The organism is Kordiimonas sp., assembly GCF_965216265.1.
GTDB lineage: Bacteria > Pseudomonadota > Alphaproteobacteria > Sphingomonadales > Kordiimonadaceae > Kordiimonas.
In genome coordinates, this window is the sequence record NZ_OZ244153.1 from 2,998,788 (window position 1) to 3,013,166 (window position 14,379).

General features: G+C 56.2%; 17 protein-coding genes. 14 read left to right on the plus strand and 3 right to left on the minus strand.

The genetic code is table 11. The features are described 5' to 3' along the window. The first annotated feature begins 169 nt into the window (after window positions 1-169). The 4 genes from ACOOGA_RS13885 to ACOOGA_RS13900 are packed head-to-tail and all read left to right on the plus strand — an operon-like array spanning window position 170 to window position 4,200. Entirely contained in the window at window positions 170-643 is a 474-nt protein-coding gene (locus tag ACOOGA_RS13885) for a hypothetical protein (RefSeq protein ID WP_417462837.1), read from the plus strand. After that, on the plus strand, window positions 600-1,919 hold the full coding sequence (locus ACOOGA_RS13890; protein ID WP_417462838.1) for a DNA-packaging protein: 1,320 nt from the start codon (window positions 600-602) through the stop codon (window positions 1,917-1,919). Before ACOOGA_RS13885 ends, ACOOGA_RS13890 begins: the two co-directional genes overlap by 44 nt. Window positions 1,920-1,922: 3 nt before the next feature. After that, window positions 1,923-3,113, plus strand: a complete 1,191-nt coding sequence (locus tag ACOOGA_RS13895) for a phage portal protein (RefSeq protein ID WP_417462839.1) — start codon at window positions 1,923-1,925, stop codon at window positions 3,111-3,113. A 37-nt stretch (window positions 3,114-3,150) separates the two neighbouring features. Then, window positions 3,151-4,200, plus strand: coding sequence for an HK97 family phage prohead protease (locus ACOOGA_RS13900; protein ID WP_417462840.1), 1,050 nt, complete (start codon window positions 3,151-3,153; stop codon window positions 4,198-4,200). On the opposite strand, the gene ACOOGA_RS13905 is transcribed toward ACOOGA_RS13900, so the two are convergent. Further along, complete coding sequence (locus ACOOGA_RS13905) at window positions 4,194-4,937, minus strand: hypothetical protein (protein WP_417462841.1); 744 nt, start codon at window positions 4,935-4,937, stop codon at window positions 4,194-4,196. The two genes, ACOOGA_RS13900 and ACOOGA_RS13905, sit on opposite strands and share 7 nt — an antisense overlap. A gap of 137 nt (window positions 4,938-5,074) precedes the next feature. Here ACOOGA_RS13905 and ACOOGA_RS13910 point away from each other — a divergent pair, with 137 nt between their 5' ends. Next, window positions 5,075-5,695, plus strand: a complete 621-nt coding sequence (locus tag ACOOGA_RS13910) for a hypothetical protein (RefSeq protein WP_417462842.1) — start codon at window positions 5,075-5,077, stop codon at window positions 5,693-5,695. Here ACOOGA_RS13910 and ACOOGA_RS13915 read toward each other — a convergent pair. Then, window positions 5,682-6,389 carry a hypothetical protein gene (locus ACOOGA_RS13915; protein WP_417462843.1) on the minus strand — a complete coding sequence of 236 codons (708 nt, stop codon included), beginning with the start codon at window positions 6,387-6,389 and terminating at the stop codon, window positions 5,682-5,684. The genes ACOOGA_RS13910 and ACOOGA_RS13915 overlap by 14 nt on opposite strands. A 33-nt stretch (window positions 6,390-6,422) precedes the next feature. Continuing rightward, window positions 6,423-6,779, minus strand: coding sequence for a hypothetical protein (locus tag ACOOGA_RS13920; RefSeq protein ID WP_417462844.1), 357 nt, complete (start codon window positions 6,777-6,779; stop codon window positions 6,423-6,425). 165 nt (window positions 6,780-6,944) lie between these two features. Between ACOOGA_RS13920 and ACOOGA_RS13925 the strand changes: the two genes are divergently transcribed. From ACOOGA_RS13925 to ACOOGA_RS13965, 9 genes are all read left to right on the plus strand, one after another. Next, window positions 6,945-7,265 (plus strand): ubiquitin-like domain-containing protein, encoded by a 321-nt coding sequence (locus ACOOGA_RS13925; protein WP_417462845.1) that lies wholly within the window; start codon window positions 6,945-6,947, stop codon window positions 7,263-7,265. Between the two features lie 182 nt (window positions 7,266-7,447). Beyond that, window positions 7,448-8,575 carry a phage major capsid protein gene (locus tag ACOOGA_RS13930; protein WP_417462846.1) on the plus strand — a complete coding sequence of 376 codons (1,128 nt, stop codon included), beginning with the start codon at window positions 7,448-7,450 and terminating at the stop codon, window positions 8,573-8,575. Window positions 8,576-8,663: 88 nt separating this feature from the next. Then, window positions 8,664-12,080, plus strand: coding sequence for a hypothetical protein (locus tag ACOOGA_RS13935; RefSeq protein ID WP_417462847.1), 3,417 nt, complete (start codon window positions 8,664-8,666; stop codon window positions 12,078-12,080). A 105-nt stretch (window positions 12,081-12,185) separates the two neighbouring features. Beyond that, entirely contained in the window at window positions 12,186-12,383 is a 198-nt protein-coding gene (locus tag ACOOGA_RS13940) for a hypothetical protein (protein WP_417462848.1), read from the plus strand. Window positions 12,384-12,459: 76 nt separating this feature from the next. Next, complete coding sequence (locus ACOOGA_RS13945; RefSeq protein ID WP_417462849.1) at window positions 12,460-12,684, plus strand: hypothetical protein; 225 nt, start codon at window positions 12,460-12,462, stop codon at window positions 12,682-12,684. Further along, the gene (locus tag ACOOGA_RS13950; protein ID WP_417462850.1) at window positions 12,681-13,136 is read left to right on the plus strand and encodes a hypothetical protein; all 456 of its coding nucleotides are present in this window, start codon (window positions 12,681-12,683) and stop codon (window positions 13,134-13,136) included. Before ACOOGA_RS13945 ends, ACOOGA_RS13950 begins: the two co-directional genes overlap by 4 nt. 58 nt (window positions 13,137-13,194) lie before the next feature. Then, window positions 13,195-13,476: a hypothetical protein gene (locus tag ACOOGA_RS13955; RefSeq protein ID WP_417462851.1), complete on the plus strand. Its 282-nt coding sequence runs from the start codon at window positions 13,195-13,197 to the stop codon at window positions 13,474-13,476. Window position 13,477: 1 nt separating this feature from the next. After that, complete coding sequence (locus ACOOGA_RS13960) at window positions 13,478-14,047, plus strand: head-tail connector protein (protein WP_417462852.1); 570 nt, start codon at window positions 13,478-13,480, stop codon at window positions 14,045-14,047. Further along, a complete protein-coding gene (locus ACOOGA_RS13965; protein WP_417462853.1) occupies window positions 14,044-14,376 on the plus strand; it encodes a hypothetical protein in 333 nt (110 codons plus the stop codon). Before ACOOGA_RS13960 ends, ACOOGA_RS13965 begins: the two co-directional genes overlap by 4 nt. Window positions 14,377-14,379 lie beyond the last annotated feature (3 nt).

Genomic DNA, 14,379 nt, shown 5'->3' on the forward strand with positions numbered 1-14,379 from the left:
CGAAAAACGTAAATTAAAGCTTGCACCCTATTTGGCTTTTGGGCATAGTAATCACAGTTCGCTGGTGATGTGCGCCCACACCGTGGCGCATTGCTCGATAGCCCGCCAGCACCCTCTGAATTTTTTGACCTTTCCTAACTGACGCGCAGATTTGTGCGCAGGAGCCTTCATGACAGCCAAACAAAAACCGGCGCCTCATGGGGGCGACGCGGCGATCAAATCGCTTGAGCGGGACGCCCGCAAAAACAAATTCCTTGAACAGCTTTTCCTTGGTCACACGGTTGTGGCCGCCTGCAAGGCCATCGGCGCAGACCGCCGCACGCCTTACCGCTGGGCCGAGTTTGATGTGCGCTTCAAAGCCCTTTGGGATGCGGCCACAGGGGAGGGCGACCCTATTGAGCGCGAGGCCGTGCGCCGCGCCATCATGGGTACCCGAAAACCAATTTTTCGCGGTGGTGAAAAGGTGGCGGAGGTGGTCGAGCATTCAGACACGCTTCTGATGTTTCTGCTGAAGGCACGCGACCCGGCGCGCTTTGGCACCGCTGGGCAGAAACCCAAACCGGATGATAAGCCAGAGCCCGATTTGAAAGGCGCACGCGATGCATTACTCGGCAAATTTGCTGCGCTCGATCAGCGCGACTGAGCGCAAGGGTTTCATTGAAAGCCTGAGCGAGCTTGAGGCCGCAACGCTGTTATATGACTGGCGCTTTTGGGCGCGGGAAAACCAGCTTGAACCCGCTGGCAACTGGCGGCACTGGCTTATCCTTGCCGGGCGTGGGTTTGGGAAAACCCGCACAGGCGCCGAATGGGTGCGCATGCACGCGGAAGCTGGCACCATGCGCCGCATTGCGCTCATCGCCCCCACAATTCATGATGCCCGCACCGTGATGGTGGAAGGGGAAAGCGGGCTTCTGGCCATTGCACCCCCATGGGCACGCCCCACGTTTGAACCATCAAAGAAAAAGCTAACGTGGCCAAACGGCGCGCAGGCTTTTCTTTATAGTGCGGAGGAGCCCGAACGCCTTCGCGGGCCGCAGCATGACGGTGCCTGGTGCGACGAGCTGTGCGCCTGGCGCCACGCCATGCCCACGTGGGATATGCTGCAATTTGGCCTGCGCCTTGGCGCGGACCCGCGTACGGTGGTGACAACCACACCAAAACCGCACACGCTTCTTAAAATGCTGATGGCGCTTGAAGGCGCACACATCACGCGGGGTTCCACCTACGATAACCTCGTAAACCTTGCGCCAACCTTCGCAAGTGAGGTGATCCGCCGTTATGACGGCACCCGCCTGGGTAGGCAGGAACTGATGGCCGAGATTTTGGAAGATGTGCCCGGCGCCTTATGGTCCCGCAAGATACTGGACGATACCCGGGTTGCAGAAACCCCCGCGCTCGCGCGTATTGTTGTGGGCGTAGACCCACCCGTGAGCGTGGGTGAAAACGCAGATGAATGCGGCATCGTGGCCGCTGGCCTGTGCACTGGTGATGGTGCCGGTGATGGCCTCCATGAAGGCCACGCCTTTGTGCTTGAGGATGCCTCCGCCCACGGCCTTAGCCCGCTTGAGTGGGCGCGCCGCGCGGTGAAGCTTTACCACCGGCTTGAGGCTGATGAAATTATTGTTGAGATCAACCAGGGCGGGGCGCTTGTTACCAACCTGATCGCACAGGTGGACAGCACCGTGCCAACACGCGGTGTGCACGCAAGCCGGGGCAAACGCACCCGCGCGGAACCCATCGCGGCGCTGTATGAGCGCGGCCTTGTGCACCATGTGGGGGCCTTCCCCAAACTTGAGGACCAGCTTTCAAGCTACACCGGTGAGGGCAGCAAAAGCCCTGACAGGATGGACGCCCTTGTGTGGGCGCTCACGCACCTGATGCTGGGCACACGCCCACAACCAAGGATAAGGACACTATAGGCTATGGCTTCACTTTCCGGCTTTTGGGATAAATTGTTACGAAACCGAAATGAGCCTACGGGCCATGAGGTGAAAGCCACCACGCGGCCCGTGTTTGCGCGTGTTGGGCCGGGGCAGGCTGTGGCCACCCCGCGCCGGTATGACACGCTATCGGAAGAAGGGTATCGCCAGAATGTGATTGCTTACCGCGCCGTGGGCCTTGTGGCCCGCGCGTGCGCCAGCGTGCCTTTTGCGCTTTACCGGGGCGATACGCGCATTGATGAGCATGATGTGCTCTCCCTGCTCGCCCGCCCCAACCCACGGGTGCGGGGGGAAAACTTCCTCTATAACTTTGTGGGTTACCACCTGATCGCAGGCAACGCCTATGCGCTGGCGGTGGGGCCTGATGGCCGCGCACCAAAAGAGCTTTGGCTCATGCGGCCAGACACGGTGCAGGTGGTTGAAGGGGCGGACGGCCTGCCCGCAGGCTTTGAGCAGAATGTGGCCGGGCGCAAGCAGCGCTACGGCGCGGCTTCTGTGTTGCACTGGAAAACCTTCAACCCGCTTTCGGACTGGTACGGCATGGCACCGCTTGAAGCTGCGGCCATGAGCGTGGACGCCTTTAATGAAGGCAGCCGCTGGAATTTGGCGCTGATCCAGAACGGGGGTTCCCCCTCGGGCGTGTTATACCAGGAAGCGGGCGAAGTCCCGCTTACGGAAGAACAGTTCACCACGCTTCAGGGCGAGGTTGAGCGGCGCTATATGGGCGGCAAAAACGCGGGCCGCCCGCTGCTGCTGGAAGGGGGCCTCAAGTGGGAAGCCATGGGCATGAGCCCACGGGATATGGACTGGGCTTCGGCCAAAAATATGTCTGCCCGCGAGATTGCCACGGCCTTTGGTGTGCCGCCGCAAATGCTTGGCCTGCCGGACGCGGCCACCTATTCAAACTATACGGAAGCGCGGCAAAGCCTATGGGAAGACACGGTTGTGCCCATGTGCCTTGAGATCGCGTCTGAGCTTACAAACTGGCTGTTGCCCATGTTTGGTGATAGTAGCCTCACACTAAAGCCAGACTTTGAAGACGTGCCCGCCCTTGAAGCCAAACGCACCGCAAGGTTTGAGCGCATCGCAAACGCAGCGTTCCTGAGCGACGCCGAGAAACGCAAAATGCTGGGGATAAAGGGCGCGGCACCAAAAGCGCCTGAGCACTCCTGAAGCTATCCGTCATCCATCCTTAAAGACAGGAAACCTGATGAACCACCATGCATCTGATGCGCGGGGCATTGCGCTGCTGCCGCTTGAAGTGAAAACCGGCCCAAAAATCGGGGGCGAAACTGCCACAGGCGAGGCCGGCACCTTTGAAGGTTACGGCGCCATTTTTGGCAATGTGGACCGCGACGGTGACGTGGTTGAGCCCGGCGCGTTTGCGGAAAGCCTGAAAGCGCGCACGCCTGTTTTGTTGTGGCAGCACGACACCAAAGCCCCCATCGGCCGGTTTGAGGTGGTGCGCGAGGACGAGAAAGGCCTTTATGTGAAAGGCCGCCTGAGCTTGCAGGGCCGCGGCGCAGAAGCCTATGAGCTGTTGCGCATGGGCGCGCTTGATGGCCTTTCGATCGGGTTTATCACCCGGGAAGCCACGCGCGACGCCGCAACCGGCACCCGCAGAATTTCAAAAGCTGACCTGATGGAGGTATCCCTCGTGACATTCCCCGCAAACGACCTTGCCCGTACCCATAGTGTGAAATCCGCCCTCGGGGGCGCACAGGCGCCCAGCCTGCCGGACGACCCACGCGCGTTTGAACGTTTCCTGCGCGACTATGGTTTTTCCCGCACCCGGGCGCGCACCATCACCGCCAAGGGCTTTGGCGCGGATGGTTTCAACCATGCAGACAGCCATGAGATCACCGCACTGGTGCAGGAGCTGAAGCGCCGCAAACTGGCGCTTGAGGGGACAAGGCAGAACCCCCTTGCGTTGAAGGCCACCTATACCAAAGAATTGGAATTAACGCAGGGGGAGAACGGTGTTTCAGCCCGTCGCAAAATAGCAATAGCATCTATCAGCCCACTGGAACCGACCACGTTTAAGATCAAGGTGTCACGACGCGCAGAAGATGAGCATATGTCGCCCATCTTTTTGCGGTTCGGGTATACCTCTACCCGCCAACGCGGTGATGTGTTCAAATGGCAATCACATGCGCACGGTTCCAGCAGTACCCTGAGCGTGCCCGCAGGTGCGCAGGAAATCCTTGTTTGGGGGTGGACGACAGGTGCCCCTGACTGGGTTAAGGTAACCCTCTATTGATCGTTTGGCGTGGTCTGGGAACGCTTCTTTTCCCGGTAATACCGCATGTGTTCAGACAGGCTGGCCTTGAAGGTCTTATAGCCGTGGATATCTGTCTCAAGGTCGCGGCCATAACAGTGCGTGATGGGTGTGTCGTCTCCGGCCGCAATGTGTACGAAGCGAAGCCCGGTGGCGAACGCCTCAGGCTTTATAGCGAAACTGAGATCACCCAGTTCTTCCCGCTTTTTTGTGTTTAGGGTGAAACTTTCCGCTACCTGGGCGGATGCTGGAAAGGTGCTTAGCGCACCGTTTCCGTTCATAAACGCCATGTCCTTGCCATCACGCTCCATCACGGCTGTTTGGATGCGTGCTCTGGTGGTATCGGAGAAAAAGAAGCGCGCCTCAATCTCTTCAATATGGCCGGTATTTGAAGGGAGGATCGGATGCAGACAGATAGACGCCAGATCGTCGGGACCAAAAGAAAGCAGGGGTATTTCCTCAACTAGTGTGATGTGGCCATCCTTGTCGATATCATAGTCTTCAGGGTCTGCCATTTTGTCGGAGCCAAGCCGGGCGTTATAGTGTGGTGTGAGCGAAGAGCTTTCACGGCCAAGGGGTTGCACGGCGTCGTACCAGTTTGCGGCACCTGCTTTATAGTGCAGTTGAGACGGGTTTTGTGGCTCGGAGAAGTCAAAAAACAGGCTCCCGACACCAACAGCAATGCCACCAAGTAAGATACCACCCAGAAATGCTTTCATGATTTGTCCCCCACTACCGATGCGTGTTTTCTGAGCCTACCATGAACAAAAGGGGAACGGTTTGCAAGACACAAAATGTGGCGGTGACGTGAACAGCGCCCCGCCTGATATCAGGTTTACACCAAAGAGGTTATCTCATGACATATATGCCCAACCGGTATTCCCATGCCCCTGCGGGGAAGGCCCATGAGCCCCATGCGGGTGAGATCACGGCACTCGTGCAGGAACTGAAGCGCCGAAAACTGGCGCTTGAAGGGAAGGTGCGTGGCGGTTGCAAAGACGGCTGCACAGATTGCGCGCCGTGCACCAAGGGCAGGACCGAGCAACAGGAGTGCGAAGATCTTTTGCTGAACATTAATCATGGCAATACGACCAGATGGAGAGCACGAGCAAAGCTTGGTAGGGCTATTCGGAAGCTTGCTCGTGCGAGGGAAAAGTTTGCCGATGATTATGACGCGAAAATTCTCTCCAATGCTGGGTGGGCTGCTTTGGATACAATCGAAGTTGCTGTCACCAAGAAGCCTGAAGATTTTGCGAAAGCGATGGGCTCAGTATACACGCTTGTGCGCAGCCTTCTGAATTATAATCAGGAGTATGCCTCCGAATTGAGCCGCGAGGTTGGTCCGTTTGCCAGTGATGTAGAGCGTATTGGCAAAACCGCTGAGCATCTAGAGCGCATTTTTTGGCAACAGGTACGGTACTACGCAGGCAGGAACTGCCCGGCAAGCCTCACACCACAGCACTTTAATCGTCCATAGTGTCTGGTTCTGTGGTTTCAGAGGGTTGCTCTATGTAATGGCGCCAGTTCCTCAATGCCTCAGGATCCGAGACTCCAGAGCTATTACACAGAGGAATAATGCCGTTTGGGGAAATCTCGCTAAGCTTTGACAAAGTGCTATGAAGGTCTTTCTGTGCTAGCTGAAGGGTAATCCGATTGGTGTTTGGGTATCCTTCACGCTCGGCGATAAAACGGCCGAGAGTAAGAGGACGTATGCCAGAGAACATGAAGGCACCCAGGAGCGGTTCACCGCCGCCTTCGAAGGTGCCGGCTTGATCATACATGGTTTGAAAAAAATCAGGATCTTTAAGGCCTATCGAGACAAAGATTGTGTCTATATCGGAGACACGGAATGCATTGTATACACAGAGTCTATCAATCATGTCTGGGGTCAGAGACATCATCGGGGTCATCTTATAGAGGGCAGCGATAACGCCTTCACCAAGGATTTCTTCATGTTTGTATGGCGTATCAAGTTTGGGAAACAGAATCGTGGAATCAATGATCAGCTCGGTTATCCTTTCATCCCTTGGGCGATCATCGACAAGCGCTTTGGCGAGTTTTTCGTTTATGATTTTTTCGGTCATCTCGTTGCTTGGTGCAATGATACCGTAATAGCTCACGGCCCCGACTAAGAAGCCGCCCAATACCATACCACCCAGAAATGCTTTCATGATTTGTCCCCCAATCTTGTTTGGTGTGCGGGCCTAGCCCGCCGCCGCGCACCCTGCCTTCAGTGTGTTGATCTGGTGTTCAAGCTGCATCATATCCGGGTGTTTGGGTGCGTAGCCGAGCGCACCCAGTTTGTCCCGCCGCTCCGTCAGCGCAGCAACCTGGGCTTCGCAATCTTCCGGCGCTGTGCCGGACGGCTGCCTCATCATGGACCTGCCGGATTTGAGAAGCTCGACCTCCGCGCGCAGGTTGTTCACCACCACGCTGAGCGAACGGACCTGCCGCTCAAGTTCCGCAATGCGGGCGGTATCGGTTTTAGCCTCCTCCGCAAAGGCGGGGTGCAGTGAAAATGTGGTGAAGGCAATGGCCCCCATAAGGGCGAGCTTTTTCATTGGCCTGGCCTCCCTGCCAGATGTATCGTGGTCATGATGTTTCTTGCACGCTATCAGAACAGCATGAGAACAAAAAGTGAAAATTGCAGGTGACAGCTTTGGCATCCTTTGTAAACATATCCCCTCAAGGTTGCATGAAACTCAATTGCCTGAAGGGGGATAACGATGAACAAGATGATAAAAAAAGCGTTGTGCGGTGCGTTGCTCGTGGCGGTGTGTGCACCAGGTGCCATGGCGCGGGACACGATTTACGTGACAGTAGCGGACAAGAAAAGAGAGCGCATCGACGTGGAGGATGTGAAAATCGTGTCAGTCTGTGGCTTGAAACAAATGATCGCCCGGAAATACAGGCTGGATGAGGGCAAGTTTGACTTGTTTCGCAGCGGCAGCAGGCTGGATGAAGACAAGACCCTCAAGGGCGCCGGTGCGCGGTCTTCCTCCGAAGTGACGGTAGAGGCTGTTAGTTATTCATCCCAGTGTAACTGATACATAGACCCACCTATCTATCTGAATTTTTAGCCCGCCAGATGCCTGTGAGATGCAGGGGCCCGGCGGGTTTTTCATTGGCTGTGACCATCGCTTGCGTGAGGCAGGCGGCCCGGCCTTTCACCCTTTGCCGGGGCATAAACCCGGCTCCCCCGACCCCAATATCTGAAAGGACAGATGGCATGGAAATGACCGATCTGAAAGCCGCCATTGACGACTATACCGACGCGGCGGAAGTGGGCCTGATGGAGGTGCGTTCGCGCCTTGACGGCCTTGAAACCCGCCTTGGCCGGCCCGGCAGTGCAGGCACCATCACGCCCGAGTATTCAGCCGAGCATAAATCAGCCTTTTTGCAGGGCTTCATGAAAAAAGGCGATATGGACGGCCTGAAGGCGCTTGAAAGCAAAGCGCTTTCCACCAGCACAGACAGCGATGGCGGTGTTGCCGTGCCGCTGGTGATTGATAACGAGATTGAAAAACAGTTGCGGGTGCTGTCGCCGCTCCGTTCCATCGTGAAGGTGAAAACCGTGGATAGCGGCAACTATCGCCGGTTGGTGAACACGGGCGGCACGGCCTCTGGCTGGGTTGGTGAAACCGGTACTCGCACCGAAACCGCGACCCCGAGCCTTGAGAAGGTTGAGATTGAACCGGGCGAGATTTACGCCAATGCGGCCGCCACCCAGCGCGCGCTGGATGACATGCAGTTTGATGCGGAAGCCTGGCTCAATGAGGAAGTGGCGGAAGAGTTCGCGGCCCAAGAAGGGGCTGCCATTGTGAACGGCAACGGCACCAACAAGCCAAAGGGCTTCCTGACTTACACGACATCTACTGACGATGACGACGCCCGCACTTTTGGTGAGGTACAGCATGTGATCACTGGCGCTGACGGTGCTTTCCCCGCCAGCAACCCGGCGGATATCCTCATTGACCTTGTGCATGCGCTTTCAGCCCGCTACCGGGCAGGCGCGCGTTTTGTGATGAACTCCAAAACGCTTGCCATGGTGCGCAAGTTCAAGGATGCGGACGGCAACTTCATCTGGCGGGCCGGGCTGAGCGAAGGCCAGCCGGATACACTTCTTGGTTACCCGGTTGTGGAAGCGGAAGACATGCCCGATGTAGCCTCTGGCTCGCTTTCCATCGCGTTTGGCAATTTTGAGCGTGCCTATACGCTGGTGGAACGCACCGGCACCCGTGTGCTTCGGGATCCCTACACCAACAAGCCTTATGTGCATTTTTATGCCACCCGCCGTGTGGGCGGTGCGCTGGTGAACGATGATGCGCTCAAGCTTCTGAAGTTCGCGGCGGCATAATCGGCTGCCTTACTGAAAAAAACTCAAGCCGGGTGGTTCTGCCGCCCGGTTTTTCTCTTCTTTTTCTCATATTCGAAAGTGACAAGCGATGCTGGCAAACCGTGTGCGCGAACTGACAACAACATCTGGCGCAAGTGATATCACGCTCGCGGGTGCGCTTGCGGGGCATGTGCGCTTCCGTGATGCTTTTGCTGTGGGCGACGCTGTTTCTTATGTGATTGAGGACGGTGACAATTATGAAATTGGCACCGGCACCATGCTGAATGCAGACACGCTCGCGCGCACTACTGTGCTGGAAACGCTGGTGGATGGTGTGCTGGACCGGGATGCGCCAGAGGAGATCTCGCTTTCCGGCAACGCACGGGTTTTTTGTGCCGCCACGGCGGAGTTTTTAACCCGCACAGAGATTGGCACCAGCACAAACGAGCCGCTTACCTTCAAGGCCAACGACACGGTTTACCTGAGCATTGACCCAAGTGGTGAGATCCGCGCGACGGGTAGTGTAATTGCAGAGGGCGGCGAGGGCACAAACCCGGCTTATTATTTTGATCATGATGATTTCGCCGAGCACACCAGCAACTTTATTGACGTTGACCGTACGGCCGAGACCATGCGCTTTACCGTGGCGGGGGGGGTGCGGTTCACCGCCGCCACGGACAGCTTTACCGTCAACACAAACGCCGCGTTTGCCGGTAATATCACGGTTGAAGGTAGTGCAGCGTTTAACGGTGCGAGTACGGTAGCAGACACCAGCTATGATGATATTATTCTTGGTAATCCTACCGGCAATCACGGCATAACCATTAAAGCGGGCACAGGGTCTGTCAGCGGCATTGCTTTTGCTGATAGCGATACAACCGGCGTTGCCGGTCGGGCAGGGCTGTATCAATACCGTCACGCGGAAGAACAGCACCGCTGGTTAATCAACGATAACCTGCTCATCTCCCTCAGTTCATCGCAATATACCGTAACCCCGGCAATGACCGTTGGCGGGGCCTTCACGGCAAACGGGCACGTGGGCATTGCATCCACCAAGCGCATGCGGGTCGGCGGTACGCCCCGAACAGATTGGAACACTGCGTTAGATGTGCTTGAACTGGGCGAGACCTGTGCTTTAACGGCAAACGCATCTGGCGATACTTTGCTGTTAGGCAGTAATTGGTATTTGGATGCTTCCAGTGGCCTCTATAAATATCGCAGTAATGGCACTGCTACCCAGTATCTATCCAATGGCAGCGGAGACCACAAATTCCGCACGGCGAGTTCTGGTAGTTTAGGTGGAGACATTACGTGGACAGATGTGCTGACCGTTTCGTCAACCGCCGCGACACTTGGGAGTGACCGGATTCTTAGAACTGTTTCCTCTGGGCAGATGGTAATTGCTGGAGGTTCCAGCGCTAGTGATGGGGGCAACATCTTCTTCTATGGCTCAACCCACGCAACGAACGCGGGAGATACGGTTTTACGGTCTGGCAGTGATAACATTATGTTCTACGACGCCAGTAACTCGCTGTTCCGGTTTTACGACAGCCTGACAATAGATGAGGTATTAACGGTATCCGGCGTTGCCAATTTTGCGGGACAGCTAAATCTCGGTAATACTGATATTCTGCGCACCGTGGACAATAGCACCATCCGCATTGGCAGTTCCACAGGTACGGGGCTTGGCTGGAACCTGATTGGTTATGGTAGTGGCCATTCGACCCGCTCAGGCGATTTTGAGATGCGCAATGATACGACGTCGTGGCTATCGTATGATGCAAGCACCAACTCGGTTTCATTTTATACTCCTATACATGCGAATAGTCACATTTTACGCTCGGTCGATAATGATGCCTTGATTGTTTCTGGGGGTAACGCCACCGGTTCTGGGGCTAACGCCTGTTTCTACGGGGGGGAGCACGCTACTAAGGCTAACAACACAGAGTTTCGCACAGGAACTACTGCATGGTTATCGTGGGATGCCAGCGCTGCTATGTCGACTTTCGTCGGGCACGTTACTGTAGGTGGGCAATACCTTGACATCACAAACACCGAGAACCCCACATTACGTTTAAGAGATACAGCCACCGGGGTGGCTTCCTCTACGAGAACAGTGGGAATTATCCAGGCAACTGGCTTATCCACCACCGGGGTGGAACGTACCTTTGGTAGCTTCACGTTTGATAGCACCACAGCTACTAATGGTTCAGAAGATGGGCGGTTGGTTCTCCGCTTGAGCGATAATGGCTCTGTTTCTGATATGCTGTATTTCTACAATTCAGCAGCACAGTTTCAAGTGGCAGCTACCTTTACAGATGACGTTACAGCTACTGATTTTATAAGCTCCGCTAGCGGTATGTGGAAATCTGTGAACACATCTTCTCTCCGTTTCTCAGGTGGTAACGGAAACGGTGTTGGTGCCAACATCACGATGTACGGTGGTGACAGAGCTACGAACGAAAATGATATTCTTTTCCGCATAGGTTCCAACCCAATTTTCCAGTGGTCTAATGACGATGACTATTTCACGTTCCATGGAAATGATGTTGTCGAGATGGGTAATATTACCTCAAATGGAACAAAAATTAATGTTAACAATACTGCGGACTCTGCAGCAGCTCTCCAATTAAGGGCTAACCGGGGTGCGGAGGACCAAAATATTGGGATTATGGAATTCTATTGGAATACTACTCGGGTCGCTTCAATATTTGCGAGGAGTGGCGGCGATACCGCTAATAAGGATAATGCTTCTTTGGTATTCGCTACAGCCTCGGAAGGAACGGCCATTGGACGGCTGGAAATATCGGAAGAAGGCGTATTTGACTTTAAGGACAATACGCTCACAGCGGTATCGGTAATATCTAGAGGTACTACAAACTCAGACCTGATTCTATCAGGCGGGAGTGCCTACAACATGGGGGCCAATATCCGGCTACGAGGAGAAAGTCACGCGACCGAGGCGAACGATATTGTCTTTGCCGTTGGCGGTTCTACCGTAGCTAATTTTGATTATAGCGCCAGTCTTTGGAATTTCTTATCGCACAATATTTTGACACAGGGGCGCTTGAACATCGGACCCACAACCTTCCTGAATTGGTCTGGCGCCTATGACAGCATTCAAATTGGATCTGCCGGAGCGCTCATGTCTTATGGTAGCGGCGCTAACACCTACTTTATGGATAACACTTATTACGACGGCGCAAACTTTAAGCGCATCGTCGAAGGTGAAGCAGCTTCGCACCGCATGTTTGAGGGCGCGCATTATTTCAGGGTTGCTGGAGACGATACAGCTGACAGCAACATCACGTGGCTTAATGCCCTGGTGATTGATGTTTCGGGGGCGATTAGCTGCACCGACAACCTCACAGTGGCAGGCATCATCAAAGGCAAAGCCGACACCACAGGGAACAGGCCAAGCGCTGCATCCGTGGGTGCCGGTGCCACCATGTTCGATACAACACTTGGTAAACCCATCTGGTCTGACGGCAGCCAGTGGGTGGATGCGGCAGGTGCGGCGGCTTAAGGCGCGCGCATCTCGCTAAGTCATTTCATTTGCCGTTCAACCCCCAGGTGCGGCCTGGCCATATGTGCAGGCGCACCTTCACCGTCTATTATAGAGGAAAATATCATGACACAGGACCAACAGGCCCTCTCCCCCAAACACGCCCAAGCGGCACTCCAGTTTTTGCAGCGCGCCCAGCTTACAGGCGCCGAAATGCCAGCCTATGTGGAGGTGTTTAACGCTTTGAACGCTGCCGCACAGGCAGGCGCTGCTGAGGATACTTCCCATGCGGATGGCCCACAGGCTGAGGCCCCTTCAGCCTAAACAAAGCTTACATGCTGTGACAGCCAAACCCGGTTGTCACAGCTTTCCAGAAACCAGCAATAAATGGAGTGCGGCCATGATGCTTGCGTCCTCCGCAATCGCGGCGTCTGCCCTTTCGGGTGATTATCTCCGGGCCTTTGGTGGTGTCAGCTTACCCTCGCACAGTTTCCTGCAATCCGCGCCTGCCAGCATAGATGCCGAGGCGGTGACAGGTCTCGCGAAACCGCGGCAGAGGGAGTTGGAAAACCGCTCAGACGCTGTTGTCGTGATTGCTGATATCAGGCAGGAGGCCGTGACATGATCACCGGCCCGCTCACGCTTTATGACACCGCACTGCATCGCTTCGCAAAAGGCAGCCTGCGCCTGCCGTCCGTGCGGCTTGCAGCCCTTCTGCTTGGCGGTGGTTACACGCCAGATCAAAGCAACCATGCGGTGCTTTCGGATGTCGCATCGCACGAGATTGCGGGCGGAAGTTACACCCGCCTACAGGTTAGTGGTGCGAGCGTTTTGCTCTCGCCCGGTGCTGCGCAGTTCACCACCGATGCCATGAGCTGGGGTAACCCGGTCAACATGCCACCGGCGCGCTTCATGGTGCTGGTGGAAGGGCTTGCCGCCCAGTTGCAGGCGAACAGCAAGCTCTTTGGCGTGGTGGATCTCAGCCCCGGTGGCGGCGCGGTGGAAAGCCAGCGCGGTGCCTTCACGCTCACATCGCCCGCAAGTGGCTGGTTCGAGATTACTGCTCAAAACACGTAAGCCTAAATACCTGTTCCAAAACATCTGGCCCCACAAATTACCGGAAAGGAAGCCCAACATGGCTGTTCATGCCAAAGACCCATCTGCTGCGGTGGATTATAGCTTCGATTGGGCCGCCTGGCTCACGGGCAGCGAGCAGATCACAAGCACCTCCTGGGCTGTTGAGCCCGAAGGTGAAGGTGCGCCTGTACTTGGCACTGTTGTTGAGATGGGTAGCGTGCGCGGCGTGCATGTCTCGGGCGGTGTGCGGGGCAAGCGGTACCGGCTTACCTGCACCATTGAAACCGATAACGGCCGCACCGGTGAGCGCAGCCTCAGCCTTTATGTGATGGAGCGCTAACATGAGATTTGAAGTATTGACCCGGCCCGCGAGCGACCCACTGCTGCTTGATGAGGTGAAAGACCATCTGCGCGTTGACGGCGGGGATGATGATGCCAGCTTTGGTGCCCTGATAGAGGCCGCCACGGCCTGTCTTGAAGCGCACCTGGGTGCGGCCCTTGTCGCGCGGGACGTGCACATCTTTCTCGACCATATACCCATGAGCACAGCGCCAGCACGGCTGCCTGTTCGGCCTATCGCCGCACTTGATGCGGTTGAGGTGAAACTGGCGGATGGCACATGGCAAGCGGTGGCGCAGGAGGCTGTCTCGTTTCGGCCCGGGCTTTCGCCTGAAGTTGCGCTATTGGGGGCGGTTACCGTAAACGCTGGCCAGCGCGAACCACTACGGCTTTCAGCGCGGGCCGGGTTTGGTGAACACTGGAACGCAGTGCCGCTTGTGATACGGCAGGCGCTATTGCAGCTTGTCGCCTATCTTTATACGCATCGCGGCGACATAGGCGAGGGCGCAAATGCGCTTGTTGCCAGCGGCGCGAGCGCGCTTGTCTCCACCTATCGTCAGGTGCGGTTATGAGCGGTGTGCAGGGAAGCTTTGGCGCGCGGAGACACCGTGTCACCTTGATGGCGGAACAGTCCAGTGCAGGAGCGGGCGCACGGCTTATTCGCTCAACCCCGATCATTGCAGACGTCTGGGCTGAAGTTGAAACTGTGGCACTGGGCGTGGCTGAGCGCGCGGACGCGCAAGCCATCAGTGGCAAAGCTACTTTCCGCACCGCTTACAAGAGTAGCTATAAGGCGGCGCGATTGGCCGAATGGCGGGGCGTGCGCTACCGGCTGGAAAACTTCCGGCTTGAAGGCGTGGACCGCCGCACCATCGCCTTTGACGGCGTTTCCATTCAATAACCC